The sequence below is a fragment of the Pseudomonas sp. KBN12P06040 genome (genome assembly GCF_037574965.1).
Classification (GTDB): Bacteria; Pseudomonadota; Gammaproteobacteria; order Pseudomonadales; family Pseudomonadaceae; genus Pseudomonas; species Pseudomonas aeruginosa.
The window spans coordinates 2,460,184-2,486,987 of the sequence record NZ_JBBELS010000001.1 but is presented as its reverse complement, the minus strand read 5'-3'; the positions used below and the strand labels follow the sequence as shown (position 1 = coordinate 2,486,987).

Here is a 26,804-nt window from a genome sequence, read left to right as displayed (position 1 = left end):
GTTGCGGACTGGCCTATGCTCACGGTGTGTGCGAACCCCAAGGGTATTTCCCGACCAGCTCCCCCGCGGTCGGGATTTTTTTTGCCTGTCGCTCAGCGCACCGGATCGAAGGGCGAATAGCCCCGCCGGCGCAGGCTCGCCAGGGGCGCGAACAGCGGCTCCGGCAGATCGGCCCAATCGAACCAGGCCCAGCCGTCGCACTTGCCCGGCTCCATGAGGCGCGCCTCGGCATCCTCCGCGCAACCGGCCAGGATGAACGCGGTGAGGTAGTGGCGCCCCTCGAAGACGTCATTGCTGAACGGGCCGTGGCGCAGTTCGCTCAGCGCCAGGCCGGTCTCTTCCAGGGCTTCGCGCAGGGCGCAGTCCTCCACCGCCTCGCCGAACTCGAGATGGCCGCCGGGCGCCGACCAGCAGCCAGCGCCGTGGCTGCCCTTGCGGCGCCCCAGCAACACCTTGCCGTCCCGCAAGATCAGGACGCCCACGCCTACCTGCGGTGCCGGCATCGTCGCACTCCTGCTTCGGGATCAGAGATGGAGCGTACCGCTCATGTACAACGCCGCCTTGCCGGAGATGACCACCCGCTCGCCGCGCACGTCGCATTCCAGGCGCCCCTTGCGCGCCCCGCCCTGCTCGGCGCTCAGCCGGGTCTTGCCCAGGCGCTGCGCCCAGTACGGCGCCAGGGAGGTATGCGCGGAACCGGTCACCGGGTCTTCGTTGACGCCGACGTTGGGCCCGAACCAGCGCGAGACGAAATCGAAGCGCTGGCTGCGCGCGGTCACCGCCACCCCGCGGCACGGCAGGCCCTTCAGCCGGGCGAAGTCAGGCGCCAGGGCAGCGATCGTCTTTTCGTCGTCGACCACCACGAGGTAATCGTCGGTCTTCAGCACTTCCGCCTCGACAATGCCCAGCGCCTCCAGCAGTCCGTCCGGTGTCGCGCAAGGTTCCGGACGCTTGGCCGGGAAGTCCATCGCCAGCGAGTCGCCCTCGCGCCGTACGCTCAGCTCGCCGCTGCGGGTGGCGAAACGCAGTACCGGGGAAGCGTCGTCGAGCTTGTGGATCAGCACCCAGGCCGTCGCCAGGGTCGCATGGCCGCACAGGTCCACCTCGACCTGCGGCGTGAACCAGCGCAATCGATAGTCGCCGTCGCGGCCGACGACAAAGGCGGTTTCCGAAAGATTGTTCTCTTCCGCGATGGCCTGCAGACGCTCGTCGTCCAGCCAGGCATCGAGGGGGCAGACCGCCGCCGGATTGCCCTGGAAGGGACTGTCGGCGAATGCGTCTACCTGGAAGATCGTCAGTTCCATGTTCCGGACTCCTGTATCGATGGGCTGCGCACCTTAGCAGCCGGACCTCGACCAGGACAATGCCGCGCCCCCGCGCGGTTGCGCCAGCGCAGGCGCCTCGCTCAGATCTGCCGGATATCCAGCAGCGCCCAGACCTGGTAACCCTGGCGCTTGGCTTCCTTCTCCGCCTCCAGTTGCGCGGTGACCTTGCTGATGGAGCGCGAGCGATGCTCGAAACGCAGCGGCAATCCCGCCCCGTCCTTGCGCACGCTCAGTTCGACGATGGTGTAGCGGACCGGCTGGCTAGCCTCGGTCCGGGCCTTTTTCGGTCGTGTTTCGGCAAGGCCCAGCGCCTTGCGCATCTGTTCTTCAGAGTAGATTTCCTGCACGCATTCACCCAGATTGAATAAAACCCGCAAATCCTATTGGTTCGCGACCCCACTTGCCAGGATAGTCGGCGAAGCGGGTCACACATCGACGCGAAAATCGCGCCTACCAGATCCGGCAGCTTCATCGAAACCGCCGCCGACATAAGCTGTGGGCGCTGTACATCCCTGGATCCTTTCCCGGCCTGCTCCACGCGGCCGGGATTTTTTTTGCCCTTCACCCTTGCGCCGACTGCGGACGCCAGGCTGGCCTTCAGCCTGTCCGGCAGCTATACCGAAAGTCTCCACCGTGATCAGGATCCAGTATGCTCGCCTGCCCCCTCCCTCCCGACGAAGCCCTGCGCCAGCAGGCCCTGGACGACATGGCGCTGGTCGACACCCCCGCCGAACACTACCTGGACGCCCTGGTGGAACTGGCGCGGGAAACCTTCGGGGTGAAGACCGTGCTGATCAGTCTGATCGACCACGACCGCCAATGGTTCAAGGCCCGTATCGGCCTGGATGCCGAACAGACGCCGCGCGACCTGTCCTTCTGCGGCCACGCCATCCTGGCCAGCGAACCGCTGATGGTGACGGACGCCTCCAGGGATCCGCGTTTTCACGACAATCCGCTGGTCACCGGGCCGCCCTTCATCCGCTTCTACGCCGGCGAGCCCCTGCACGCCAGCAATGGCCAGGCCATCGGCACACTCTGCCTGATCGACCCGAGCCCGCGGCTGCTGGATCTCCGGGAAGGACGCCAGCTCAATCGACTGTCGATCCTGGCCGAAGGATATCTCCAGCTACGCAGCCTCACCGAGCACACCCGCTTCCTGCGCCAGGAGATCGACCGGGAGCAGCGCAAGTCACTGCTCGACCCCCTCACCCAATTGTGGAACCGGGCCGGCTTCCACGCGCTGCACCAGCATGAACTGGAGTTGGCGCGGGCCAGCGACCAGCGCATCGGCATCATCTACAGCGATATCGACCATTTCAAACGTATCAACGACACCCTGGGGCACCGGGCCGGCGACAGCGTCCTCCGCGAGGCGGCTTCGCGACTGCGCGCGGCGCTGCGGCCGGAAGATCTCCTGGCGCGTTTCGGCGGCGAGGAGTTCGTGGCGATGGTCCGGGTCCGCGAGACCACGGAACTGACCATGATCGCCAATCGCATCCGCGAACTGATGGAAGCGACCCCGATCGACTGTGCCGGCACGTCCGTGCCGGTGACCATCAGTGCCGGCTGTACCCTGGCCGGCAGCGGCGAAGAACCGGAACGGGCACTCGCCCGGGCGGATGCCGCGCTGTACGACGCCAAGCGTGCCGGACGCAACCGGGTGGTCAGCGTCTGACCAGGGCTAGTCCTCCAGCCCTGCGCAATCGGCGCAGATAGAGAAACCCTCGCTATCGACTGGCACCTGGACCGCGTCGCAATATTCGCAGGAACGTCGCCTGCCGGTTCCGCAGGCATCGGGCTCGTCGAGCGCGCCGAACGTATCTTCGTCACGCTCGTCCTCGAGGTAATCGTTATCCAGCAGGTGATCGTGTTCGGGTTCGTGAATATCGTCTTCGTCGCTCATCTTCGACTGCCTGCCGGCTGCGTGAGGCGGTCTTATAAAGGCAGCGACAGCGCCCGTCAACGGCTCAACCCAGGTACAGACGCAGTTGCAGCCGGATTCGCTCCGGCTCGCCGTCGATCGGCGCAGGGCGACTGTCGAATCGCTGGGCGCCCTGGACCATGTAGAACGCTTAGGCATGCAAATCGGCTCCTCCCCCTGCCTCATTGCACTAGAATCGCCCGGCGCAGCGCCTGCGCCCTCAAGCCTCTTTCGTAGAAAACACCATGAGCAAACTGCAACATATCGGCCTGTTCCTGTTCGTTCTTCTTTCCGCCGGCCTGGCGCTCGGCTACCGAGTCGACTGCCCGGACGGCAGCCATGTCGAGACCTACCTGCTTCGCGGCCTGGGCGCGCGCCTCCTCGGCAACGATCTCTGCGAGCAGGCAGCGCCCTGACGCCGGGCGTTCCCGGATCCGACGGCGCCCGCCTATCGAGCCGGCAAGCCTCCGCCAACGCCAAGCCTTGCCGAAGCGATGGGCCACCAGCGCTAACCGGCCAGTTGCAACCAGAGCGAAAACACGCCCAGCGCACACCAGAAGCCGGCGAACAGGAACGGCACGCGTCGCGAGAACAGCAAGGTTTTCTCGAAGCTGCCGCGGTTGACCTCGCGTTCGCTGAACAATGGCGAATCATCGTAGGCCAGGCCGATTTCCGGATCGCTGTGCAGCAGGCAGGACTGCTTGAACTGCCAGTGGCAGATGATCTCCGAGGATGCCTGGATGCCCGGCCAGGCATGCAGGGAATTGACGATCCCGAGCAGTGCCAGGAGCGCCGGCACTACCAGGGTGAACAGCTCGCCCCAGGCCGGGTTCAGGTTGGCCATCGACGAGGCGTAGGCGATGACCAGGAACGACTGTGCCGTCAGGTAGGCGTTGGTCCGACTGGATAGCTGGCCCGTCTCGTAGTGGATTTCCCGCCGGTAGAAGTCCAGCCGCTCCTTGGCTGAACAGAAGATCCGGACATCGGATTCTTGCGACAACGGCCCTCCGGGCATGATCAACCTGGACACAAGCACGACACCTCGAACGAATGGATGGGCTTGTTTGGAAAGAACCGATCCACGCCGGTTCGGAATCTCCGACGACCGTTCCCCGCGCCGGTAACGATTTCCGCCACCGCCCCGCTGGCCATGGAACTCCACGGGGCCCTGGCCGCCGCACGCCTGCGCAAGGTAAAAAGGGCGATCCTCCCGGATCGCCCTCCTGCATCAGAACAACGCCCCCAGGTAAGCCGCCGCGCCGCCGCCGAACTGTGCACCGACGTTGACCCCGGCCATCAACAGGGCGCCACGGGACGATTGCAGTAATTGCCGCGACATGCTGGCGCCCAGCGCGGCGGTCAATGGCGAGGCGCTCGCCAGCGCCACCGCCGCCAGCAGCTTGGGATCGAGGCCGAAGAGGATCGCCGTGCCCGAACCGCCGGCGATGACTCCCGCGCCGAGTTCTACGTACATGCAGGGCCCGGTGAAGTCGCCGCGGGACAAGTCGCGCCCCACCAGGCCGTCCGCGACCAAGACGGTTCCGGTGCTCGGCAACGCCTCCAGCGCACCGGCCCCGCCAACGCTCTTGCCCTTGACATTGAGGTTGACCTTGCCGAAGCGCGGCAGGCGCATGCCCAGTCCGATCCCGCCGCCCACCCCGCCATAGCGGAAGGACACGTTCTCACCCTCCGGCGAGAGCAACGTGATGGAGCCGCCGCTGCCCGCCAGGAAGGCCACGGTCACACCTCCGCCGCTGGCCGTCACATAGCGCCAGCGACTCTCGTTGAGGGGCAAGGGAATGGGAAGTTGCGACATGACTTCAATGTCCTTTTGAGGTCGGTTGAGAAGAACGCAGGCCCAGCAATCCCCTGAACCCGACAATACCGAAGAGTGCGCCGAAGCCGCAGAGGAAAGCGCTGGTTCCCCAGAGCGCGCCGGCATCGTCGACTATCGCGCTGGCCGCCGGCCGCCCAGCCTCGTAGAGGACGCGAACCGGCTCGCCCACCTGGTAGCCGAAGATGAAGCCGCCCTGGGGATAGGAAATCCGCTCGCCGGAAACGCTGGTGAAATCGATCTGCGGATGCGAACCACCGGCATTCAAGGCGCTGACCGTCCCCTGGGCTTCCTGCGCAGTACGCAGGAAATGGTACTGCTCGACGGTCTTGAAACCGCCGGCGAGCAGGAGGCCGAGTCCGAGCAGGAAAAAAAGGGAAGCGTGAAGAAGTCCGCCGATACGCGAACCGGAAGAGGTCGTCATGAGCCTTGTCGCCTGAATCATCCGTGAAGGCGCTAGGGTCGGAAAAGACCGCCCCCGCTGTCAATAGCGGCTATGCGATGAAGCGCGAGCCCAGGCGAGCACGGGCCGAGCGGCCTTTTTCGGGGCGCAAACGAAAAAAGGCGACCCTTTCGGATCGCCTTTCTTGTCCCGCCAGCAGCGCGGGATTTGTTTGGTAGGCACGATTGGATTCGAACCAACGACCCCCACCATGTCAAGGTGGTGCTCTAACCAACTGAGCTACGTGCCTGCTGATGGCGCGCATTCTACAGACCCCAAAAACACCGTCAAGCTTTTTTTTCGCTAACTCTCTGAAAAAGTGGAATTTTTATTTTCATGGGGTCCGTTGAAAATTTTGCACGGAGGCTAGCCGGCCGATTTCGACTCGGGTAGCATCCGGGCATCCGTAAAAAATAAAAAACAGAGGTGCAAGATGCCGCACACCCCCTACCCCTCCTCCTATTACGCCGCGTCGGCCAATCCCGCGCCGCCCCGCCCGGAACTCCAGGGCGAGGTCGAAACCGACGTCTGCGTGATCGGTGCCGGCTATACCGGCCTCTCCACCGCCCTGTTCCTGTTGGAGAATGGTTTCAAGGTCACCGTACTGGAAGCCGCCAAGGTCGGCTTCGGCGCTTCCGGGCGCAACGGCGGCCAGATCGTCAACAGCTACAGCCGCGACATCGACGTGATCGAGCGCACCGTCGGCAAGCGCGAAGCGCAGTTGCTCGGCGAGATGGCCTTCGAAGGCGGGCGCATCATCCGCGAGCGTGTGGCCCGCTACGGTATCCAGTGCGACCTGAAGGACGGCGGGGTGTTCGCCGCCTTCACCGAGAAGCAGATGGATCACCTGCGCGCACAGAAACAGTTGTGGGAACGCTACGGCCACAACCAATTGGAGATCATGGACGCCAAGCGCATCCGCGAGGTGGTGGCGACCGACAACTATATAGGCGGCATGCTCGACATGAGCGGCGGCCACATCCAGCCGCTGAACCTCGCCCTCGGCGAAGCGGCGGCAGTGGAGTCACTCGGCGGCAGAATCTACGAGCAGAGCCCGGCGACCCGCATCGAGCGCGGCGCCAGCCCAGTGGTGCATACCCCGCAAGGCAAAGTGAAGGCGAAGTTCATCGTGGTCGCCGGTAACGCCTACCTCAACGGTCTGGTCCCGGAACTGGCGGCCAAGTCGATGCCCTGCGGCACCCAGGTGATCACCACCGAGCCGCTGAACGAGGAACTGGCCCACAGCCTGCTGCCGCAGGACTACTGCGTGGAAGACTGCAATTACCTGCTCGACTACTATCGCCTCTCCGGCGACAAGCGCCTGATCTATGGTGGCGGCGTGATCTATGGCGCTCGCGATCCGGCGGACATCGAGGCGATCATCCGGCCGAAGATGCTCAAGACCTTCCCGCAACTGAAGGACGTGAAGATCGACTTCGCCTGGACCGGCAACTTCCTGCTGACCCTCTCGCGCCTGCCCCAGGTCGGCCGCATCGGCGACAACATCTACTATTCCCAGGGTTGCAGCGGCCACGGCGTGACCTACACCCACGTCGCCGGCAAGGTCCTGGCCGAAGCCCTGCGCGGCCAGGCCGAGCGCTTCGACGCATTCGCCGGCCTGCCGCACTACCCCTTCCCCGGCGGCAAGCTGTTCCGCGTACCGTTCACCGCCATCGGCGCCTGGTACTACAGCCTGCGCGACAAGCTCGGGGTCTAGTCCGCGTCGGTAGAACGGCACCCCGGGGTGCCGTTTTTTCTGTCCGCGCCTCAACCTTCGCTACGGATCTGCGCATGACTGATCAGGGCGAAGATCAGGCTACCGCCGACGATGTTACCGCCCAGGGTAGGCAGGGCGAACTTCAGCAGGAACTCGGACCAGTCGATTTCCCCGGCGAACACCAGGTAGCCTACCTCCGCCGAACCCACCACGATGTGGGTGAAGCTGCCCAGCGCCATCAGATAGGTGACCATCGCGATGATCCAGATCTTCGCGCCCTCCGCCGCCGGGATCAGCCAGACCATGGTGGCGATCATCCAGCCGGAAACGATGCCCTTGGCGAACATCTGCGCCAGGTCGTTGTGCATCACCTCGCGGCCGATCTCGAGGAACGCCGCGTCGGCCGCTTCATTGAAGATCGGCAGATGCAGCACCGCCCAGGCGAACAGCAGCGTACCGACGATATTGCCGAACAGCACCACGCTCCAGAGACGCAACAGTTGCCAGGCCTTTTCCAGGGTCGGCTCGGTCATCACCGGCAACACGGCGGTCAGGGTGTTTTCGGTGAACAGTTGCTGGCGGGCGAGGATCACTGCCAGGAAGCCCATGGGATAGCCGAAGCTGCTGACGATGATCGCCCATTCCTGCTCGGGCAGGGCCGCGCGGAACAGGCCCATGCCCATCAACGAAAGGCCGATGGTCAGTCCCGCCGCCACCGCCGACCACCAGAGCGCCGCCACCGTGCGCTGCAGCTCGTGTTCGCCCTGGACGCGAATCACCTCGTGCAGGACAGCGGCGCGCGGTGGCTGCTTGTCGTCGATCTCCCGCCGCTCGTTGGCGGTCAGCGCCGTGGCCGAACGTCCGTCGGCCGGTTTCTCTTTCCGCTCCTCGCCGCGCGCACGCGGCTTGCGCGCGCCCTCCGCTGCACGCCCCTGGCGCTTGCCCGCCGCGCCGCCCTTGGCCGGTTGTCGGGGGCCGGGAGTCGAAGTCTGCTTGTCGTTGGCCATGCTCTGCACCTGAGTGGGGTCCACCCAGGTATAGAGCCGTCTCGCTGGAACGGGGTTCCGACAACCTTCGGCTGGGCCGCCTCAGCGGGGCGGTGCGCCAACGGGACAGGCCGGCAGCTCGGCGCACCGAGCCGCGGGTGCGACGGCCTGCGGCAAGGCCGCAGCGAAGCGGGCTTCCCCAGGCTGCAATGCCCGCGCGCAGGCCTGCGCCTGGCGCGCCGGCGCCGCGCAACCGCGTTCCGCCAGCAACTGGGACAGGTTGAACCAACCCGCGGCGAAATCCGCGCGACGCTCGACGCTGGTGAGCATGGCCTGTTCGGCAGCGGCGGAATCGCCTGCGGCGTAGCGACTGTTGCCCAGGGCGAACCAGGCGAAGGCGTCCTCAGGCCAGCGTCGCACGGCTTCTTCGTAGGCGCGCCGGGCAACCTTGGGGTGGCCGGTTTCCTCGCTGTCACTGGCGGCCTTGAGCCACGGGACCGCCGCTGCCGTGGCCGGCAGGCGGTCACCCGGCAGGGTCAGCACCGCCCAGCGTCCCGAACGCTGCCAGGTCGATTCGAAGCTGGTGAAGTCGGTGACCCAGCGCCGGGTGATGCCCGAGCGCAGCACCAGTTCTCGGCGCTCCCGATCGAAGCCGACCACCACCGCGAAGTGCCAGCGCGGCCACCAGGAGAAAGCCTGGTTCTGTAACACCAGCACCGGGTTGCCCGCCGCGACCTCCTCGAGCACGCTCTCCAGTCCGCCTTGCAGCGGATAGACCAGCATGCCGTGGCGGCGCGCCGCGGCGACCATCTCCAACTGCAAGCTGCCCTCGCGACCGGGAATGAACACCTCGTCCTTCAATTGTCCCGGCGTCAACGCCAGGCCGCGCTGGCCGAGCATCGTGGCCAGCGCGGCGGGACCGCACTGGTAGGCTTCCTGAGGGAAGAACGGCACGTCGCGCAGCTCCACCCGTGCGGGCAGCGCCGCGCTTTCCGGCGGCAGCCTCGGCGGCTGCGCGCAGCCGCCGAGCAATGCGGCGAGCAGCAGCGCCCCTGCCAGCCGCCTCACCGATTGATGCATTTGATGAAGCTGAAGATGTCCGTGGCGCAAAGCATGTCGGTGATGATGAAGATCACCAGGAACAGCACGATGATGCCGATGATGCCGCCCGCCGGTGCCTGGTCCAGTTGCTGGTTGAACTGTGCCAGCTCGGCGTTGGTCAGGCTGTTGATGCGGCTCGCCACCTGGTCGCGGGGCACGCCCATGGCCTCCAGTTTCTTCTGTACACCCTGGTCGTCGAGCATCTTCAGCAGTTGCTGGCGATCGAGGTTGTGCTGCTGTTGCTGCATGACCTCGGCGGTGCCGATCATCGCCGCCTGGGCGAGCGGAACCTCGGCGAAGGTGAGCAGGTGCAGCGCAGCCAGGACGGCAGCGACACGGCGAATGCTTGTTGTTGTTCTCATGGGAATGACCTCTGCGTGAAACCCGACTATCAGCCCTGGGAGGCGAAGCTTGGTTCCGCGTCGCCGACCTCCCCTGAGTATCGTCCCGATCGCCGTTTTCCGCCGCCTCGGCGCCGATGCCCGCCCCAGGCGGCACGACGACCCGCCGCGCCCAGGCGACGAAGCGGCATTCGTTTTTATGCAATTCGCATATACTCCGGCTCGCCGCGAGAAAACCGGAGCATGCGCGATCTCGGCGACATCGACGCATATCCCCGCCGCAGCCTCGTACACGGCGTCGAAACCGCGCGCCGCCCCGGACGACAGAGCCTCCGGCACGGCGAAAACTAAGGATTCCTGAGCTTCCATCTTGTCCAGATTTGCCCAACCTTGAGCGAGCGGGCCAACGGGACGGGAGTTGTATGGATGCTAGGTACCCGGCTAAAAGCCGCAAGAATCAGAGCGGGATACTCGCAGAAGCAGTTGGGCATGTTGGTGGGAATGGACGAGTTTTCCGCCAGCGCACGGATGAACCAATACGAACGCGAACGGCACTCCCCCAACATGCGGACTTCCGAACAGCTGGCCATGGTCCTCCAGGTCCCCATGGCCTACCTCTATTGCCCCGAGGACGAGCTGGCCGAGCTCATCCTCAAGGTGTCCAGCCTGACACCCGAGTTCAAGAAAGAGCTGACGCGTTTCATCGAACAGTTGCTCGCGGCCCAGGGATCAACCAGCCGCCAGCCTGTACGCACAAGGAGTGAACTGTGAACAAAAGCTTGGATTCAGACTCGATAACCACCGCCATAATGGCCCTGCGTCGCCTGCGCGACACGCACCCGGAGCAGTACCGGGAGCTGCTGCCGTTGTGCGCCTCGGGGCTGGTGGAGACCCTGGTCGGACAGAGCGACGGGGACGACCGCAGGAAGGCCGAGACGCAGAGCGAGACCATCGCCCGCTGGACCTGGCTGCAGTTGCTCGGCTGGGCCCAGAACAACAGCCTCAGCCAGCAGCAGATCGAAAGCCTCTACAGCATCGTCGAAGGCATCCGCAGTTGCCGGCCGCTGATGCAGGAGCGCGCCCGTCTCCTGCAACTGGCGCGAGGCTGAGGCCCCGGCGCGGCTAGAGGCCGTACCGGGTTGCCTGGAGAGGAGCGAACATGCCAGCGTCGGCCGGGATGTCGACACCCCATAGCCAGCGCGAGGCGTCAGCGAAGCCAGCTGGACGAACCAGGGCTTTGAGGTGGCATCGGCGAACTTCTTGAACTGCCAGGCCGGTCCGCCCATATAGGTGGGGCTGCCGTAGACGATGGCATCGGCTTCGACGAGCCGAACAACTTCGTCCAGTTCTTCAAGCGCGAGGTCGGCCAGGTGCCCGGGGCCTTCCGCCGCGAACAGCGTGGCGGCCGAACGCCAGCCTTGCCGCAGCGCACAGAGCGCACGTGACCTGGCGCCCGCAGCGCTCCGGCCTGATTCGCAGTTTCGTCACGCCGGCGCGCGGCCTGGCGCAAATGTGAACGGTTGCCGCCACGCCGGGAGAGGCTTCTTCCTAGACTCCGCGCCACGTTCACTCAAAGGAGAAACAACGTGGCCAAGACATGGATCTACGCAGCCTCGGCCGCCGCCATCGGCGGTGCGCTGATCGGCGGCTGGCTGCTCGACCCGGCTCCGCCCGAGGCACCGCCGCAGGCCCGCCAGTCCCCCGCCGCCCAGGCAGTCGCCGCCCCAGCAGCGGCGCTCGCGGCGCCGACGGCGGACACTACCCACATGCTCGCCCCGGCCCCCGTCGCAGCGCCCGCGCCACGCGAGCGGGTGACGCTCTGGCAAGGCGAACTGCGCAGCCGCGAAGGCGCCCAGGGCATTCCCGAATACCTGGCGCAGATCGAACCCGCCCTGCTCGACACGCTGGCGCTCGGCCAGGTGCTGGAAATGAGCCTGCCGGGTCGCGAGCGGCCCTTGCAGGCACGCCTCGCCAGCACCCATAACAGCGCCGGCCTGCCGGTCTGGCGCGGCGGCCTGGTGGACGGCGACGAGGCGGAAAGCCTGACCGTGGTGCGCGGCAGCCTGGAAACCCACATCAATGTCGCCACCCTCGACGGCAGCTACTCGATCATCGTCGACAACCGCAGCGGCAAGACCCGGGTGATCGACGAGAACGACATCGCCGCGCGTAGCGACCCGCATGGCGATCATGTCGACGCGCCGCTCGCCGAGCTGCCACCGATGCCGCCGCCCGCCCAGGGCTGAGCCCACCTTCCCAGCATGTTTCCCCAGCGGTGCCCTCGGGGCGCCATGGCTTCCTATTGTCCGAACACAGGCAACCCATGAAGAAATCCCTGCTCTGCTCCACCCTCGCCCTGGCGGTAGCCTCTGCCGCCCAGGCCGCGCCGAAGACCGTCGACATCATGGTGCTCTACACCCCCGCGGCGACCCAGACCGGAAACGGACGCGACATCGATGCGCGGATCGCCAGCTACATCGAGTTCGCCAACACCGCCTACGAGAAGAGCGGCGTCGACCTGCGCCTGCGCCTGGTGCACAAGCAGCGCCTGGACTGGGCCGACTACCCGACGGTGACCGGCACCAACCTCGATCGCTTCATGCGCGACCCGCAGGTGCAGCGCCTGCGCGAGCAGTACGGCGCCGACCTGGTCAGCCTGGTCAACCGCTCGCAGAACAGCGGCAACGGCTACATCACCTGCGGCATCGGCTACATGGGCTCGGGCGATAAGAACAGCGGGCGCTTCCACGGCAACGCCAAGGACATTGCCTACAACCTCACCGGGGTCGACTGCGGGCTCAACACCTTCGCCCATGAAGCCGGCCACAACATGGGCCTGCGCCACTCCTACGAGCAGGACCTGGAGTCCAGCTACTACGATCCGCGCTACGCCCACAGCGGCACCTACGAATGGAGCCGCGGCTACGGCGTGCAGGGGCGCTTCGCCACCGTGATGGCCTACCCGCATGCCTTCGGCACCAACAAGCAGGCACCGTTCTTCGCCAACCCGCGCCTGGTCAACGCCGAATGCGCCAACCAGCCCTGCGGTCGCGAAGAACACGCCGACGCCGTACGCGCGCTGAACAGCATGGCCACGCAGATCGCCGACTTTCGCCCGACCAAGGTACCCGGCACGGTCAACCCGGGCTCCGGCGGCGACACGCCGACCCCGCCGGACCTGCCATGGTGCACGAAAGCCAAGCTCGGCGGCCTGCTCGGCGATGGCGAGTTCGCCAGCATGGAAGGCTGGCGCGCATGGTCCGGCAACGCCCAGCTGAGCCTGGTGAACGTCGCCAAGGGCTGCCGCGACAATGCCTTGCTGGTCGACGTGCGTGGCTTCGATCTGCTGGTCCGCCCCATTGCCCCCCTGCGCGCCGGCAGCGGCTACCGGCTGAGCGGCAAGGTCATGCTCAAGGCCGCCAATACCCGTGAAACCGTGCGCATGGCGCTGCTCAGCGAACGCGCCGATGGCGCCCTGGCCTACAACCCGGCGCAGAGCGTCGAACTGTCGGTCAGCGGCAACGAGTTCAGTCGCCTGGAGAAGACCTTCGACTACCGTCCCGCCGCCGACCAGCGCAACCTCTACGTGGCGGTCTGGAGCGACAGCGGCGCCAGCCTGCTGGTCGACGAGATGAACCTGCAGGAAGCGCAGGCCGCGCCGCCGAGCGTACCGCCGGCGCCGAAACGCATCGCCTACGACTTCGAGAGCGGCATCGGCGGCTGGAGCGGCGTGCATGCCAGCACCCGCGCCACGCGCGTCGCCAGCGCCGGGCGGCTGGCCCTGGAAGCCTACCAGCGGCGCTACGCCGGCACCGGCGCGAGCACCAGCCTGCTGGGCAACCTGGAAGCAGGCCGGACCTACGCGTTCAGCGCGGACGTACGGGTCGGCGACGGTCGCGGCTCGCAGGCCATGACCTATGCCTACCTCTACCTGGAAAGCCAGGGTCGGCCCGGCGAATACCTGCCCCTGGGCTACAAGGTGGTCGAGAATGGCCGCTGGGCCAGCCTGCGCGGCCAGGTGCAATTGCCGAAGGGGCCGATCAAGCGTGCTGAACTGATGATCCTCAGCGGTAACCAGCAGGAGTCGATGTTCATCGACAACGTCCAGTTGCTGCAGAAGTAGGACGCTTCCCCTCCGTGCCCCCGGCAGGCACGGGGGGATTTTGCGGAGCGCTCCAGGCTGGATGCAGCGATCATGAAATTATCGTTTTACGATAATTTATTATTAAACTATGATCACTCCGGTTTCCCTCGTTTCCGAGGGGCCTGCCCACCTTCCCAGGAGTACCCCCGATGACAAGCGACCGCCTGGCCGGCTACAGCCGCCTGATGGCTACCCTGACCCTGCTGTTGATCGCCGGCATGCTGCTGCTCAACGCCGCGTGCTGGATCTTCCCCGACCTCGCCAGCGAGCACGGCCTCGGCTTCGCCCTCACCGCCACCGGTGTCGCCGGCGACCTCGGCGTTGTGGCGCGGGACATGCCGCTCTGGCAGGCCCTCGGCGGCATCCTCCTGTCGAGCCTGCCGCTGCTGGTCCTGGCCAGTGGACTGCAGGCGCTGCGAAGGCTGTTCCAGCACTACGGGCGCGGCGAGTATTTCTGCGAAGACGCCGCGGCGCTGCTCGGCAAGGTCGGCCTGTGCCTGGCTTGCTGGGTGCTGGCGAACTTCCTGCTGGAACCGCTGCTGACGGTCTGGGTCACCTTCCTCCAACCCCAGGGGCAACGCATCGTCAGTCTCAGCTTCGGTTCGGCGGAACTGGTCAGCCTGTTCGCCGCCGCCTCGGTGATGGTGATCGCGCGCATCCAGCGCAAGGCCGCCCTGCTCGCCGAGGAAAACCGCCAGTTCGTCTGAGGTCCGCCATGCCCATCGAAATCAGGCTGGACGTCATGCTCGCCCTGCGCAAGGCCAGGTCCAAGGACCTGGCCCAGGCCATCGGCATCACCGAACAGAACCTGTCGCTGCTCAAGCAGGGCAAGGTAAAGGGCATTCGCCTCGCTACCCTGGAGGCCATCTGCGCCTACCTAGCGTGCCAGCCGGGAGACCTGCTGGAGTACCTGCCCGGCCCGACCGAGGGGTGACAGCCGGGCGCTTATGCGCTCGAGCGAGGGGGAGCGCAACAAAGGGTATTTAGGCCAAGCCCCCTTTCGCCGCTACAGTCGCGGTTCATCCACCAGACATGGGCGAGGTCGGGCATGGCGAAATCCTCCGAACGATTCGAATCCCTGCGCCGGGATATCGACGCACTGGCCCGCCGGCTCGACGTGCCGTCGGTGCTGATCATGCGTTCCCTGCCCCGGCACATGCGCGTCGAGGCCTCCGCCGGACGCCTGGAGGACACCTACCCGATCGGCGCCGAAGGCCGCAAGAGCGTCCATGAAGACGGCGCCCAACCCCTCTACTGCGAACGCGTGGTCGACCGCGACGCCCCGTTGCACGTGCGCGACTCGCGCCAGGAGACGGAATGGGCCGGCAACGAGGATGAAGTCGAGTTCGGCCTGAGCAACTACCTTGGCTATCCGGTTCATACGCCCGACGGCACCCCGTACGGCACCGTCTGCGTACTCGACAGCCGACCGCGCGACTATTCGGCCGAGGAACGGGCCCTGCTGGAAGAATTGCGGCGCAAGGTCGAGGCGCTGCTGGCGGAAACCGTCTCATGACCTAAGGTCAATCGGATACCGCGGCGCACAACCGCGCCGCCTCCGCCCGCCAGACGAGGACCTTCCGTGCACGCCCGCCGCCTGCCCCACCTCTTGCCGCTCGCCCTCGCCTTCCTGCTTTCGCCCGCCGCCTTCGCTGCCGACACGCCAGCCACCGAGCTGCTGCGCCAGGCCGAAGCCGAACGCCCGGCCTACCTCGACACGCTCCGACAACTGGTCGCGGTGGACAGCGGTACCGGCCAGGCCGAAGGCCTCGGCCAGTTGTCCGCGCTGCTCGCCGAACGCCTGCAGGCGCTCGGCGCGCAAGTCCGCAGCGCACCGGCGACGCCCTCGGCCGGCGACAACCTGGTGGCCACCCTCGATGGCACCGGCAGCAAGCGCTTCCTGCTGATGATTCACTACGACACCGTGTTCGCCGCCGGCAGCGCGGCGAAGCGTCCGTTCCGCGAGGACGCGGAGCGCGCCTACGGACCCGGCGTGGCCGACGCCAAGGGCGGCGTGGCGATGGTGCTGCATGCCCTGGCGCTGCTCAGGCAGCAAGGCTTCAGGGACTACGGACGGATCACCGTGCTGTTCAATCCCGACGAAGAAACCGGCTCCGCCGGCTCGAAGCAACTGATCGCCGAGCTGGCCCGGCAGCAGGACTACGTCTTCTCCTACGAGCCGCCGGACCGGGACGCAGTGACGGTAGCCACCAATGGCATCGACGGCCTGCTGCTCGAGGTGAAGGGTCGCTCGTCCCATGCCGGCTCGGCACCCGAGCAAGGCCGCAACGCCATTCTCGAACTGTCGCACCAGTTGCTGCGTCTCAAGGACCTCGGCGATCCGGCGAAAGGCACCACGCTGAACTGGACCCTCGCCAGGGGCGGCGAGAAGCGCAACATCATTCCCGCCGAGGCTTCGGCGGAAGCCGACATGCGCTACTCGGACCCGGCCGAGAGCGAGCGGGTACTGGCCGACGCCCGGAAGCTGACCGGCGAACGCCTGATCGCCGATACCGAAGTCAGTCTGCGTCTCGACAAGGGTCGTCCGCCCCTGGTGAAGAACCCCGCCTCGCAGCGCCTGGCGGAAACCGCGCAGACGCTCTACGGCCGAATCGGCAAGCGCATCGAGCCGATCGCCATGCGCTTCGGCACGGACGCCGGCTACGCCTACGTGCCCGGCAGCGACAAGCCGGCGGTGCTGGAAACCCTCGGCGTGGTCGGCGCCGGCCTGCACAGCGAGGCGGAATACCTCGAACTGTCGAGCATCGCCCCGCGCCTGTACCTGACGGTGGCGCTGATCCGCGAGCTGTCCGCCGACTAGCGCCGACGCCCGCAGCCAGCCTCAGGTGCGGAAGCGACCGAGCACCACGCGCAAGCCAGCCATGTGCTCCTTGACCCTCTGGTTGGCCGAAAGCACTGCGGCGGTCCCTTCGTGGGCCTGCTCGGAGAGTCCGGAGACGTTGGTGATGTTGCGGTCGATGTCCTGGGCCACCTGGCTCTGTTCCTCGGCGGCGGTCGCGATCTGCTGGTTGAGGCCGTCCAGCTCTTCCACCGTGGCGACGATGCGCCCCAGCGCCTGGGCCGCGCTGTCGGCCTCGGCGAGGTTGCTCTGGGCATGGCTGGCGCTACCGCGCATGGCGGCTACCGCATCGTTGGCGCCGTCCTGCAACTGCTCGATCAGCCCCTGGATCTCCTGGGTCGACTGCTGGGTACGGTTGGCCAGCGAACGCACCTCGTCCGCCACCACGGCGAAGCCGCGCCCGGCCTCCCCGGCCCGCGCCGCCTCGATGGCGGCATTGAGCGCCAGCAGGTTGGTCTGCTCGGCGATGCTGCTGATCACCGTAAGCACCTGGCCGACGCTGCCGGCGTGCTGGTGCAGGGTGTTCAGCGCCAGGGCGGTCTGTTCCAGTTCCTCCGCCAAGGCACCGGTCTGGCTGCTGGCGTGCTCCACCAGACGGCGTCCCTCGTGGGCCAGGGCCGCGGCGTCGCGGGTGGAATGCGCCGCATGGTTGGCGTGGCGGGCGACCTCGGCCACGGTGGCGCTCATCTCGTTCATCGCGGTGGCCACCTGGTCCAGGTCCTGGTGCTGGCGCGCCACCTGGTCGCCGGCACCGAGCGCCTGCTCCAGGGCCTCGGCCACGTCCTTGTCGGTCTCTGCCGCGCTGCGCTTGACGTTCGCCAGCAGACCGCTGACGTCCTGGCGCATCCGCTCGTAGCCGGCGACGATGCGGCCGATCTCGTTGTCCGCATGGCCCGCCGCCAGGGCATGGGTGAAGTTAGCCGCACCGACCTCGGTCAGCGCCACCTCCAACCCGCGCAACTGCCGCATCAGCGGCGCCAGGCCGAACTGCCGGCCGAGCACCACCAGCACCAGGATCGCCAACAGGCAACCGAAGGCGATCCACATCTGGGTGTGCTGGACACTGTCGGCGCGCGCGCTCATCAGCGAGACCAGTTTGTTCAGCTCGCCCAACAGCTCGGTGGAATACTGCGAGAAGCCGCGCAGGTCGACCTGGCTGGCAGGCTGTGCCACCTGGTCGAGCATGGTCCGATAGCGGCCCCAGATCTGCGCCACCTTCTGCCGCTGGGCGGCGATCTCCGGCGCGCCCATCCGGCTCACGTTGCGCTCGGCATTGCCCGCATCCAGGTCGGCGGCCGAGCGCTCGTACTGGGCGATGGTCGCGGCCAGGGCCTTTGGGTCGCCGGCACCGAGCCGCAATTGCAGCGCCTCGCGGGCCATCTTCTGGCTGAGCATGCGCTGCGCACCGGCCACGTTGATGGTTTCCGGCGAGATCGACATGCTCAGGTACAACGCCACCGAGGCGCAGGCGGCCAGGCCGAACATCAGTGCATAGGACAGTAGGAACTGGGCGTTCAGGGTCTTCAACCCGAGCCCCCGCAGAATCCGATCGAACACCCTGGCGACGCTTTCGTTCATTGGCTTTTCCCCACTGGACTGCAGAAACCGATAACCACGCCATCGGCCCGTCGCGCCTGGGCTTGAATCGTCACTTCGCCGATTCCGTCCCCGAGCGCCTCCCTCTCCAGGGCGTGGCCCCCGGCGGGCAAGGCCTGAAGACAGTTTGCCGCTGCGGCATCGGGACGCGCCCTGTAAACTCTGGCAGGTACCCGGCACGCCGCGCCGGAGACGTCATGGAACCCAGCCCGCAAGGACGCCCGCGTGATCCCCGTCGCCCCTCTTCCCCTGATCGTCCCGCTCATCTACCTGTCGTCGTTCGTCGCCGGCATCTGGCTGCTGGTCTGGCTATCGCTCCTGGCCTTCAGCCCGCGCGCGCGCCAGCGCTTGCGCCGCCGCTGGCCGAGCCGCGGCCTGCTGATGCTGCTCCTGCTGATCCCGTTGGGACTGCGCGCCTGGCTGGAGATCGGTCTCTGGCAGTACGAGCGCGAACGCGCGCGCGAGGAAGCCGCGCACAGCGCCGTGCTCGAGCGCCCCTCGCGCCTCGGAGGCATCGAGATGCCTGCCGGCACCCGGCTGAAGCTGGAACTCAAGCACCAGCCAGAAAGCTTCCGCGAAGCCGAATTCCCCACCCCGGTGACGATCCGCGGCGTCGCCACCCGCCACCTGCAACGCTGGCTGCAGAGCGAGCAGGACGACCCGCAGGACCCATGGAAAACCACCGGCGTCCATCCCACTTCGCTGCGCCTGCGTGGCGAGGGCGTCGCCGAGATCGAAGGTTGGCGTTGCGACGCCAGCCAGGAAATCGCCTTCGCCAGCGAGCGCGACGGGCGTCCCGCCGCCTTCGAAGGCTGTAGCCTGGCGACCGGCAACCGCGCCGACGAGATCGACTTCCCCGCCGGTGCGCGATTGTTCGCCAGCGACGGCATGGTCTACACCGACGGCTACCGCGACGCCGAGCGCTGGCGGGTAATGCCGGAAACCGGGCAACGGGTGTCGGTGCGCGGCATCGCGCTGAGCGGCGGCGCCCTGGCCTTCGACCGCGACCGCCGCCTGTACGGCCTCGGCGGCACGGTCCTCGCCGAGGCCTTGCAACTGGGCGCCTGGCACTACCCGGCGGGCACCGAGGTCAGCCTTTCGCCCCGCGCCGCCTGGCGCGCGCAACATCCGCACGCCTGGCTGTTCAGTCCTACCCGCGAAGCCGCTTCGCATGCCTCCGGCGAGCGCCTGGAACACGGCACCTCGCTGTTGCAGACGCTGGACGGCCAGGAACTCGAGCGCCTCGACAACCGCGCGGCAGGAGTCATCGACTTCATCGAACTGGAGATCGGCGACGACCGCTGAACCCGCGCCTCGCGGTTATCTGAGGCTCAGCCGGCAGCGCGGCGGGAAGGGCAATCAGGAAATGGACGAGGCGCATGGACCCTCCGTGGCCATCACTGCGGTATGGCTAGGCATTTTCCCGATCCCGCGGGAAAAGCGATGCCGCTTCGCTTGCCGCACAGCGAAACAGGGCTAGTCTTATCAAGGTGACTTTCTCCTATGGTGGTCACCAAAGCCCCGGGGGCCGCTCATCCCCCCGGGGCTTTCCCTCTCACCTGCTGCCTCTCCCCTCCTTGATACAGCAGCCCATCGCAGTTCAACGAGGAAACCCGATGAAACTCAGCATTGTCGCCCTGGGCCTCTTGTCCATGGCAGGGGTGCTCATCTGCACCTATCTGATCCTGAAATCGCTCAGTGCCATCTGATATCGCTCATCTACGAAGCTGTGGATGCCCATGGGCAGATCGAGCAGTCCGCGCGTAGGATGGGCAGGCACGCTTCCTGCCCATTTTCCGCCAGGAAAAGAAAGGAATTCCTTTCCGAGATTTCCACAGAGGTCATGGATGAAAAAAAGCCCCCTGCTGATACTGAGCGTACTCCTCGCCGCCTGCGGCCCCGACAAGCTGATTTCCGACCTGCCGTCGCCGAACGGGCAATACCACGTCGAGGTTCGGAAATGCCCGGAGAAAGGTTCGATCACCTGGGGCGAAGAAATACAGGTCTCCCTCCTCGAAACCGGGAAATCGGAAAAGTGCCATGCAGTCGTGCAGTCGCTGGCGCAATTCAACCTGCGCGCATCCGCGGACGAATTGCAACTGGAGTGGCTGTCCGATACGGAACTCAGGGCCTGGCACCCTAGCTTCGAGCCCGGAAACCAAGCGGACGGCTCGCGCCTGAAGCACGATGCGCCGGTGAAGATGGTCTTTGCGCCGAAGCGCTGAGCGATTCAAAGGACGCACCTGTATTCCGCCGCTAGCAAGGGAGATGTCAAAGCAGTCCGCTTACTCGAGCTCCACACTCGCGGGAGCCGCGAGTGCCTGATTAAAGACTGGAAAATATGAAACAAAGCGGCGCCATCCACAGCGCCAGGTTGATCGTCCATTGCAGCGCTCTTTCGCGAGCGCTCCCCAGCTTTCGCTGCTGGAGCACGAATGCCAACGCAGTGGAATGCAGCAACAGGGCGCAGGCAGGAAAGACCAGCAGGTAGGCGAACAGCCCAGGCGCATTCATATTGGGATAGCCATGGCTGTCGAGCGATCGCCAGTACGCCACCAGGAAAGCGCTCGCGACCGCGAGGCTGAGCCCCAGGCTGATGCGGCTATACCACTTCATCGATACCCTCCCGGCGCGCCTTCCGGACCTACGCCGATCGTCCCGGAAAACGGCCCGATCCGCCTCGCCTCACCCTGCTTCAGTCAGAGCGGCTCAGGGCTTCCGGGGCTCGTTGCCGAGCAGACGATCGAGTTCGCCCATGACGCGATCGCTCTTGGCCTCTTCGAGCTTGCGCCGGGCCTCGGCGAGATTGGCCTGGGCGCGCTCCATCTCGACCATGCCGACGGCGGTGATCACCGCCTGCAATGGCACGCCCCTGCCGGTGGAGCGCATGCCGTTGCGTTCGCGTTGCTGCGGCGCGCAGATGAACTGGAGGACAGCCTCATGGCTTTCGTTGGGCAGCGGGGTCCAGCCCTTGGCGAAGGTGAACTGGAGGTTCGTGGGTTGCCCGTTGTTGGAGAAGGTCTTGGCGTTGACCACCTTCACCTCTCGCGTATCGCAGCGGTACTGATGCGCGCTGAGCAGATGGAAGGAGTCGAACAGCATGGCGATCTGCACCTGCCAGGCGTTTTCGATACCTGGCACCGGTGCCAGCGAATCGGCATCGGCCAGGAACACGTCAAGCTCGGCAGGGTCGTCGCCCTTGTGTACCACCCACCAGTCTTCGGCCCAGGCATGGCCGGATGCGGCCAGCAGCGCGGCGCACAGCCAAGTCGCGGCACTGCGGGAAACCTTGCGATATACGTTCATGTCACCTTCCTTTGTGGGGAAACGCTTCCCTGCCGATCGTGGACAGGGGCGGCACCCGGCGCCCCTGAGCGAACACCCGCTATTTCAATGACAGCGGCACGCCCCAGACCGGGTCCTCCATGCCCTGCTTGCGCAGCGGTGTGATCTGCAGGGGCTGGAGCCTGGACAGCAGTTGCTGGTGCTTGTCGCTCAGGGCCCGCTGGGCGATCAGGGACTGGCTGAAGTCCATCGGCGCCGGCCAGGTGTAGACGGTCAGGTTTTCCAATGGGCATTCGATCTTCTTCGGATCGATCGCCCGGCACTTCGACTGCTGGTACTTGTAGCCGGGGGTCTTCAGGTGCATGCGCGGGGCCAGCAGCAATTGCCCGCCCTGCACGCTGAAGCTGGCCAGCGCCTTGTCGACCGGCAGGCGCGCCTGGACCTTGATCGAGGGCACGTCGCGGGAATCGGTCTGCTGGTAATAGCCGGCCTGGGAGCCCTGGGTCGTCTGCGTGTATTGCTGCTCGCCCCAGCTCACGCAGGCGCCCGAGGCCACATGCACGGCGGTGCAGACCTTCTCGGTCTTGATCTCGCTGCCATAGGTGGCATCTTTCCAGACTTCTTCCCGGTAGTACTCGCGATACAGCTCGGGGGACAGGTACGCGGTGCCGTTGGCGCCATGGCCCGAACCGGGCGGACCGCTGCGGGCGCCGATCTGGTCGAGCAAGCCATGGATCTGGTAGTCGTCGCCGCCGGTCAGCAGGTACTTGCCGGGCGGCAGGATATGCACCTCGAAGGCCTTGAACAGATAGGTCTCGTCGGGCTTCCGCTGCAGCGCGTTGGTCTGGAACTTGCGGCCGAAGGTCACCTTCGGGTCCTTCTCGTACTCCCAGATCGCCGTTGGCGTCCACTGGGTCATGGTCAGCGCATCGCTCAGGGACTTGTGCGGCATCACGTCGGCCACCAGTACCACGGCCATGTTCCCTTTCAGCGCCTGGTCGACCAGGTCCAACATCTGCGCGTTGCGCGGATCGTCCATGCTGCCATAGGCGCCCGAATCGAGTTCAGACACGCAACCGGAAAGGCAAAGCAGCAAGGCGGCGGAAAGGGCAAAACGCGGGCGGGGCAGTCTCATGCATCGATCCTTGATAGAGGCTGGTGCGGGTCGTCGGACGGCCCATCTTACTGGCCCCAGCCTGGATCGCAATATTTCAAATGAACTAGGTCGGCAGGGGCACACCGGCAGGGCCAGGAGCTGCCACGGCTCTCGTTGGTTCTACGCCTACGCAAACCTCCAGGCATTGGGAGCGGCGTTGTCTGGCAGGCCAGGCTCGGGAAACGTGCACATCCGGAAGAGTGGGTCCCGCGCGCATTGAGGCCACGCCAGTCTCTTCGGAGAGTTTCCAGATGTACCAGGTGTAAGCACTATATTACGGAGGTTTTGTCAGTGACTGAAAAACGGTCGCAGCCTATGTCAAGAAGGCTGATGGGGATGTCATCCGCATCGAGCGATTGGCTAACAGCATACGAGCCTCGCTGGAAGGTCTTGGGTTCTCGGACGCCCATGGTAGACAGTTGGAATTGCTCGCCACCGACGATATGGCACAGGCAACGATACTCGACCAGCTACGCATAATGGGAGTCGCGCTTTCAGCAGGCAGGGAATGGTGTCCAGCAGAGGTGTTGGAACTCCTATGTGACCAGGGACTGCTGCATCCTAAAGCACAAAAACTTCGCCACCACACTCCCATCCCTGCGGTGACGGCGCTTCATTTGTCAAGGCATGGTAGCCTTCAGGTTGAACCTAATGGGTACCAGTCGCCCTTCGATAATAAAGAATCCCTGACTCCTATACTTATAGATAGTATCCGTGACATACAAATCTGCTCGATCACCATGAATTTCACGCACAGCATTAGGACTCTTCGTTACCAGAAAGGGCTCTGCACCTCTCAGCTTCTTCAGAGCCTCAGCATCATCAGTCTGAAACTCCATCAAAAAATAGCGATAGACAAACGGAACTGTAGCCCCACCAGAGACATATAGGACCTCGTATATAGCCCCGCCATTTCCAACCACTTTAACAGAGACAATCCTTGCTGGAGAAGGCATACTTGGCGAAGTGAAATATATATAACCAAACAACCCCAGAGCCAAACACGAGAGCCCTATCAGAGCAAAATTAGTACCCTTTCGACTTCGCATAGTCTATTCCCGCCTTAATCCATATCTGATCAACGGGATTGTCGCCATACGGAGTACCCGCCCACCAAGCCCCAAAATCTTTATCAGAGGTTCCTGCTAGAGTCTGAGTAGCACCTGCCGCTCTCAATAAGATCTGCTCCGACAATCCTGCGGCAGCGCCCCTAGCACCATTTATCTCTCGCTGCCTTGCGCGCTTTGGCAGCAGCGGACCTCATCTTACTCTCTGTTTTCTTCTTGACCTCTGGGTATCCATCTTTTTCAATTCCACTACGAACAATTGACTCTTCCTGCATGACTTGTAGAAATGGATATTCGCTAGCCTCGACACCAGGAACACGCCTTCCCTTTCCAGTGCCACCTCCAGCAGGATCTCCAAGCCCATCTATAGAGGTGTTGTCGCCGTAGATCGTAGTAGAAACTAGATTTAGAGGTGCCTTACTCATTTCTCATTCCCCTACTTGCATCATATTTCACAACACGTTAAACACGAGTAATTATCAATTCAATTGAGAATTTTCCTAAAGACGAAGTAGCCTGTTCTCCCCTCTGAAAGCCGAGAGTTCTAAGGCGCACTGGTGGACGTCGGCTGCGAGATAGGCAAGATCCGTCGAAGGAGATGCTGGGTGAATGGCCCCATCATCCATGCCGACGACTCCTGCTGGCTGGCCGGCGGCAGAACAACTGGCCAGGAGATGTCGAGCCGCACCGCTGCCGCAGTAAGGAGCCGGTAGGTTCCATCTTGTGGGCCCATAAACGAGGAACAACCACTCCCAAGCCCCCCGCCTGTAGTGGTCAACCCATCCCGGACAGTGGGTTGAGTTTTTCTTCGGCCACCGCAGGTGGTAACCCGTCGTTGAATTGATGCGGCCTGATCCAGTTGTAGCGGTGCATCAAGTAATGACTGATGTCCCGTTGGGCCTCCTGCGCCGTCAGGTAACCCGTTGACGGGACCCACTCCGACTTCAGACTGCGGAACAGGCGCTCCATCGGCGAGTTATCCCAGCAATTCCCCCGACGGCTCATGCTCTGCTGCATCCGATAGCGCCAGAGCCGTTGCCGAAACAGGCGGCTGGCGTACTGGCTGCCCTGGTCTGAATGGAACAGCACCTGCTGTGGCCTGCCGCGCTGTTCGTAGGCCATGTCCAGGGCCTTGATCACCAGTTCGGCATCCGGCTTGGCCGAGAACGCCCAGCCGATCACCCGCCGGGTATGCAGATCCAGCACCGCGGCCAGGTAGTGCCAACGGCCTTGCGCCCAGACGTAGGTGATGTCGCCACACCACACCTGATTGGGATGCTCGGTCGCGAATTTGCGGTTCAGCCGATTCGGGATATCCGGCCGCTCAACCGTGGCCTGTTTGTAGGCGTGCGAGCCCGGTTGCTTGCTGACCAGGCCCAGCTCACGCATCAACCGACGCACTCGGAAACGGCCGATGGTCACGCCCTCTTCGCGCAGCATGCCCAGAATGCTGCGGCTGCCGGCCGAGCCCCGACTCTGGCTGAACAACTGGTTGACTTGGCTGCGTAGCGCCACGCGGCGAGCATCGACACGCCGCCGTCGAAGACGGTGGACGTAGTAGCAAGACCGCGCCACATCGAAAGCTGAACAGACCACTTCCACCGACTCCTGCTCACTCAACTGGTCTATCAGCGCGTACGATCGAGTTCGTCCGACATCAAGAGAGCGGTAGCCTTTTTTAATATCGCTTTCTCCCGCTCCAACCGGTTGATCCGGGCTTCCAGCTCCTGGATCTTTTGCTGCTCAGGCGTCAACGCCTTGCTCTTCGGGGTCACACCCTGGCGCTCCGCCTCGAGCTGCTTCACCCAACGGCGCAAGGCCGAATCCACCACCCCCAGCGAACGGCAGGCGTCGATATGGCTGTAGCCTTGGTCCAACACCAGGGCCGCGGCCTCTCGTTTGAACTCGGCGGAAAACGTACGTCGTTGCTTGCTCATCAGACACCTCTCTCACGGCGAGGATTCTCGCCTAAATCGGTGTCCGGGATCAGTAGACCACTACACAACGCCCCCGCCGCCCTCTCACGCCGCTTCTCCGTTGCGCCGATGATGGATCGGTCAAACTAGAAAAAATTACCTAATAAAATCATATAGATACGAAATAAGCTCAATTTGCTGTAGCAAATCCGTAGCAAAGTCATCCTAGCCGCGGATCTCCTATAGGCCCTTTCACTAGCACCAGCGGCTAGCGGGGCGGATAGGTCAATACCGCCAACGCCAGTTGCAGATCACTGTAGCGCGCAAGCTCGGCGCGCTGGCGCAAGGTGTCCAGCACCGCTTGCAGCATCGCACCGCGGATCGCGCCGTTGCTAGCGATGAAAGCGGCCGCATCGTCATGCGCCAGCTTGAGCTTCCGGTCGTAGCTGCTGATTTCCTTGGATACGTCTCCAGAGAGTTCTGTACCTTCTCTTGGGTCGCTGGTGCCGATGGTCGTTGTCGCCAGCAATATCGAACTGTAGAAACTGCTGGCAATAACGGGGTGGTCCTGCCTATCCCGCGTTAGGTCAATCCCGGCGTGGACAGGCAGGCATACCAGTAGTTTGACCAGCAGCAAGAGCTTGGATGACATGAAAAGCCCCGATTGAATGCCATCCTTTCGTTGCCATCTTTGGCCAGGCATAGTGATATCGCAGCTTTCCGCCCTAGCGCTTGCTGCCGCCATCACTGCATCTCACTACGTGCCAATAGGCCGGTAGCAAAGGAGCTCAGTTCCAGCCTGGGTTCAGGAGTGTCGGCTTGATATTTCCTCCAGGCGCGCTCCAGTTGCACGCCGTAGATTGCTCCTTCTGAGGCTACAAATGCTGCCGCGTCCTCGCGGGCATAGGCATAGCTGTTGTGCCCGAAATGATCGCTTGTGTGGCCGGTTGCTGAAGTGCCCATTACAGTGAGAATGACGGTGCCACGGGCAAGCTCCTCCAATCCGTCCGAGACCTCGGCGGCGACGCATATCTGACAGGAAAATACGATGTGGAAGAGCCAGATGCGGCCCCGACGTTTTTTCGTTTCCATAACTTGAACATCCTCTGTTCG

General features: G+C 64.6%; 32 protein-coding genes and 1 tRNA gene. 13 read left to right on the top strand and 20 right to left on the bottom strand.

The annotated features are described in order from the left end of the window. Positions 1–92: 92 nt before the first annotated feature. The 3 genes from VQ067_RS11885 to VQ067_RS11875 all read right to left on the bottom strand — a co-directional run bounded on the left by VQ067_RS11885 (position 93) and on the right by VQ067_RS11875 (position 1,645). Positions 93–503, bottom strand: a complete 411-nt coding sequence (locus tag VQ067_RS11885; RefSeq protein WP_003138822.1) for a nucleotide triphosphate diphosphatase NUDT15 — start codon at positions 501–503, stop codon at positions 93–95. Positions 504–524: 21 nt separating this feature from the next. Continuing rightward, positions 525–1,304 (bottom strand): PhzF family phenazine biosynthesis protein, encoded by a 780-nt coding sequence (locus VQ067_RS11880; RefSeq protein ID WP_003108892.1) that lies wholly within the window; start codon positions 1,302–1,304, stop codon positions 525–527. A gap of 101 nt (positions 1,305–1,405) precedes the next feature. Beyond that, a complete protein-coding gene (locus VQ067_RS11875) occupies positions 1,406–1,645 on the bottom strand; it encodes a hypothetical protein (protein WP_003099145.1) in 240 nt (79 codons plus the stop codon). Between the two features lie 329 nt (positions 1,646–1,974). Between VQ067_RS11875 and VQ067_RS11870 the strand changes: the two genes are divergently transcribed. Further along, the gene (locus tag VQ067_RS11870) at positions 1,975–3,000 is read left to right on the top strand and encodes a diguanylate cyclase (RefSeq protein WP_003114426.1); all 1,026 of its coding nucleotides are present in this window, start codon (positions 1,975–1,977) and stop codon (positions 2,998–3,000) included. A gap of 6 nt (positions 3,001–3,006) precedes the next feature. On the opposite strand, the gene VQ067_RS11865 is transcribed toward VQ067_RS11870, so the two are convergent. Next, on the bottom strand, positions 3,007–3,228 hold the full coding sequence (locus VQ067_RS11865; RefSeq protein WP_003114427.1) for a hypothetical protein: 222 nt from the start codon (positions 3,226–3,228) through the stop codon (positions 3,007–3,009). A gap of 263 nt (positions 3,229–3,491) precedes the next feature. Between VQ067_RS11865 and VQ067_RS11860 the strand changes: the two genes are divergently transcribed. After that, complete coding sequence (locus VQ067_RS11860) at positions 3,492–3,662, top strand: hypothetical protein (RefSeq protein ID WP_003099153.1); 171 nt, start codon at positions 3,492–3,494, stop codon at positions 3,660–3,662. Positions 3,663–3,754: 92 nt separating this feature from the next. Here VQ067_RS11860 and VQ067_RS11855 read toward each other — a convergent pair whose 3' ends face one another. From VQ067_RS11855 to VQ067_RS11840, 4 genes are all read right to left on the bottom strand, one after another. Next, positions 3,755–4,276 (bottom strand): hypothetical protein, encoded by a 522-nt coding sequence (locus tag VQ067_RS11855; RefSeq protein WP_003119901.1) that lies wholly within the window; start codon positions 4,274–4,276, stop codon positions 3,755–3,757. Between the two features lie 198 nt (positions 4,277–4,474). Continuing rightward, positions 4,475–5,062: a type IV secretion system toxin Tse4 gene (tse4, locus tag VQ067_RS11850; RefSeq protein WP_003138819.1), complete on the bottom strand. Its 588-nt coding sequence runs from the start codon at positions 5,060–5,062 to the stop codon at positions 4,475–4,477. Between the two features lie 4 nt (positions 5,063–5,066). Further along, complete coding sequence (gene tsi4 / locus VQ067_RS11845) at positions 5,067–5,504, bottom strand: type VI secretion system immunity protein Tsi4 (protein ID WP_019485083.1); 438 nt, start codon at positions 5,502–5,504, stop codon at positions 5,067–5,069. A 191-nt stretch (positions 5,505–5,695) separates the two neighbouring features. Further along, a tRNA-Val gene (locus tag VQ067_RS11840) sits at positions 5,696–5,772 on the bottom strand. A 183-nt stretch (positions 5,773–5,955) separates the two neighbouring features. Between VQ067_RS11840 and VQ067_RS11835 the strand changes: the two genes are divergently transcribed. After that, positions 5,956–7,239 carry an NAD(P)/FAD-dependent oxidoreductase gene (locus VQ067_RS11835; RefSeq protein ID WP_009313938.1) on the top strand — a complete coding sequence of 428 codons (1,284 nt, stop codon included), beginning with the start codon at positions 5,956–5,958 and terminating at the stop codon, positions 7,237–7,239. Positions 7,240–7,289: 50 nt separating this feature from the next. On the opposite strand, the gene VQ067_RS11830 is transcribed toward VQ067_RS11835, so the two are convergent. The 3 genes from VQ067_RS11830 to VQ067_RS11820 all read right to left on the bottom strand — a co-directional run bounded on the left by VQ067_RS11830 (position 7,290) and on the right by VQ067_RS11820 (position 9,688). Beyond that, positions 7,290–8,246, bottom strand: coding sequence for a formate/nitrite transporter family protein (locus VQ067_RS11830; RefSeq protein ID WP_009313936.1), 957 nt, complete (start codon positions 8,244–8,246; stop codon positions 7,290–7,292). Positions 8,247–8,327: 81 nt separating this feature from the next. Beyond that, positions 8,328–9,305, bottom strand: a complete 978-nt coding sequence (locus tag VQ067_RS11825; RefSeq protein ID WP_034020060.1) for a PA2778 family cysteine peptidase — start codon at positions 9,303–9,305, stop codon at positions 8,328–8,330. Further along, positions 9,290–9,688 carry a PA2779 family protein gene (locus VQ067_RS11820; protein WP_003090843.1) on the bottom strand — a complete coding sequence of 133 codons (399 nt, stop codon included), beginning with the start codon at positions 9,686–9,688 and terminating at the stop codon, positions 9,290–9,292. The genes VQ067_RS11825 and VQ067_RS11820 overlap by 16 nt, the downstream gene beginning before the upstream one ends. A gap of 405 nt (positions 9,689–10,093) precedes the next feature. On the opposite strand from VQ067_RS11820, the gene VQ067_RS11815 reads away from it, so the two are divergent. From VQ067_RS11815 to VQ067_RS11780, 8 genes are all read left to right on the top strand, one after another. After that, on the top strand, positions 10,094–10,438 hold the full coding sequence (locus tag VQ067_RS11815; RefSeq protein WP_003115217.1) for a helix-turn-helix domain-containing protein: 345 nt from the start codon (positions 10,094–10,096) through the stop codon (positions 10,436–10,438). Beyond that, on the top strand, positions 10,435–10,776 hold the full coding sequence (locus VQ067_RS11810) for a PA2781 family protein (RefSeq protein WP_003119898.1): 342 nt from the start codon (positions 10,435–10,437) through the stop codon (positions 10,774–10,776). Before VQ067_RS11815 ends, VQ067_RS11810 begins: the two co-directional genes overlap by 4 nt. 477 nt (positions 10,777–11,253) lie before the next feature. Next, the gene (bamI, locus tag VQ067_RS11805; protein WP_033939290.1) at positions 11,254–11,913 is read left to right on the top strand and encodes a biofilm-associated metzincin protease inhibitor BamI; all 660 of its coding nucleotides are present in this window, start codon (positions 11,254–11,256) and stop codon (positions 11,911–11,913) included. Between the two features lie 77 nt (positions 11,914–11,990). Then, entirely contained in the window at positions 11,991–13,790 is a 1,800-nt protein-coding gene (gene mep72 / locus VQ067_RS11800) for a metalloendopeptidase Mep72 (protein ID WP_003130921.1), read from the top strand. 170 nt (positions 13,791–13,960) lie between these two features. Continuing rightward, positions 13,961–14,518, top strand: a complete 558-nt coding sequence (locus VQ067_RS11795) for a DUF2975 domain-containing protein (RefSeq protein WP_003090849.1) — start codon at positions 13,961–13,963, stop codon at positions 14,516–14,518. A gap of 8 nt (positions 14,519–14,526) precedes the next feature. Beyond that, on the top strand, positions 14,527–14,745 hold the full coding sequence (locus VQ067_RS11790; protein WP_003090850.1) for a helix-turn-helix domain-containing protein: 219 nt from the start codon (positions 14,527–14,529) through the stop codon (positions 14,743–14,745). A gap of 114 nt (positions 14,746–14,859) precedes the next feature. Next, positions 14,860–15,327 carry a GAF domain-containing protein gene (locus VQ067_RS11785; RefSeq protein WP_003130919.1) on the top strand — a complete coding sequence of 156 codons (468 nt, stop codon included), beginning with the start codon at positions 14,860–14,862 and terminating at the stop codon, positions 15,325–15,327. A gap of 66 nt (positions 15,328–15,393) precedes the next feature. Further along, entirely contained in the window at positions 15,394–16,632 is a 1,239-nt protein-coding gene (locus VQ067_RS11780; RefSeq protein WP_003090852.1) for a M20/M25/M40 family metallo-hydrolase, read from the top strand. 21 nt (positions 16,633–16,653) lie between these two features. Here VQ067_RS11780 and mcpN read toward each other — a convergent pair whose 3' ends face one another. After that, positions 16,654–18,249, bottom strand: a complete 1,596-nt coding sequence (gene mcpN, locus VQ067_RS11775; protein WP_031685681.1) for a nitrate chemoreceptor McpN — start codon at positions 18,247–18,249, stop codon at positions 16,654–16,656. Positions 18,250–18,492: 243 nt separating this feature from the next. Between mcpN and VQ067_RS11770 the strand changes: the two genes are divergently transcribed. Both VQ067_RS11770 and VQ067_RS11765 read left to right on the top strand, forming a co-directional pair. Beyond that, positions 18,493–19,572, top strand: coding sequence for a hypothetical protein (locus tag VQ067_RS11770; RefSeq protein ID WP_003130917.1), 1,080 nt, complete (start codon positions 18,493–18,495; stop codon positions 19,570–19,572). A gap of 434 nt (positions 19,573–20,006) precedes the next feature. After that, the gene (locus VQ067_RS11765; protein ID WP_074241234.1) at positions 20,007–20,492 is read left to right on the top strand and encodes a hypothetical protein; all 486 of its coding nucleotides are present in this window, start codon (positions 20,007–20,009) and stop codon (positions 20,490–20,492) included. Positions 20,493–20,592: 100 nt separating this feature from the next. Here VQ067_RS11765 and VQ067_RS11760 read toward each other — a convergent pair whose 3' ends face one another. The 8 genes from VQ067_RS11760 to VQ067_RS11725 form a co-directional block, all read right to left on the bottom strand. Continuing rightward, the gene (locus VQ067_RS11760; RefSeq protein WP_021205181.1) at positions 20,593–20,883 is read right to left on the bottom strand and encodes a hypothetical protein; all 291 of its coding nucleotides are present in this window, start codon (positions 20,881–20,883) and stop codon (positions 20,593–20,595) included. Between the two features lie 93 nt (positions 20,884–20,976). After that, positions 20,977–21,573 carry a hypothetical protein gene (locus VQ067_RS11755; protein ID WP_023097445.1) on the bottom strand — a complete coding sequence of 199 codons (597 nt, stop codon included), beginning with the start codon at positions 21,571–21,573 and terminating at the stop codon, positions 20,977–20,979. A gap of 79 nt (positions 21,574–21,652) precedes the next feature. Next, complete coding sequence (locus VQ067_RS11750) at positions 21,653–22,687, bottom strand: hypothetical protein (protein ID WP_317951522.1); 1,035 nt, start codon at positions 22,685–22,687, stop codon at positions 21,653–21,655. A gap of 1,047 nt (positions 22,688–23,734) precedes the next feature. Continuing rightward, on the bottom strand, positions 23,735–23,884 hold the full coding sequence (locus VQ067_RS11745) for a hypothetical protein (RefSeq protein WP_228846173.1): 150 nt from the start codon (positions 23,882–23,884) through the stop codon (positions 23,735–23,737). A 34-nt stretch (positions 23,885–23,918) separates the two neighbouring features. Beyond that, on the bottom strand, positions 23,919–24,200 hold the full coding sequence (locus tag VQ067_RS11740) for a hypothetical protein (protein ID WP_123809176.1): 282 nt from the start codon (positions 24,198–24,200) through the stop codon (positions 23,919–23,921). A 349-nt stretch (positions 24,201–24,549) separates the two neighbouring features. After that, a protein-coding gene (locus VQ067_RS11735; RefSeq protein WP_087920907.1) for an IS3-like element IS222 family transposase occupies positions 24,550–25,712 on the bottom strand; the annotation gives its coding sequence in 2 pieces (ribosomal slippage) (positions 24,550–25,457 and positions 25,457–25,712; 1,164 coding nt in all). Between the two features lie 247 nt (positions 25,713–25,959). Next, a complete protein-coding gene (locus VQ067_RS11730; protein WP_023094651.1) occupies positions 25,960–26,343 on the bottom strand; it encodes a DUF2388 domain-containing protein in 384 nt (127 codons plus the stop codon). Positions 26,344–26,435: 92 nt separating this feature from the next. Beyond that, entirely contained in the window at positions 26,436–26,783 is a 348-nt protein-coding gene (locus VQ067_RS11725) for a DUF2388 domain-containing protein (RefSeq protein WP_021263882.1), read from the bottom strand. Between the last annotated feature and the right edge of the window lie 21 nt (positions 26,784–26,804).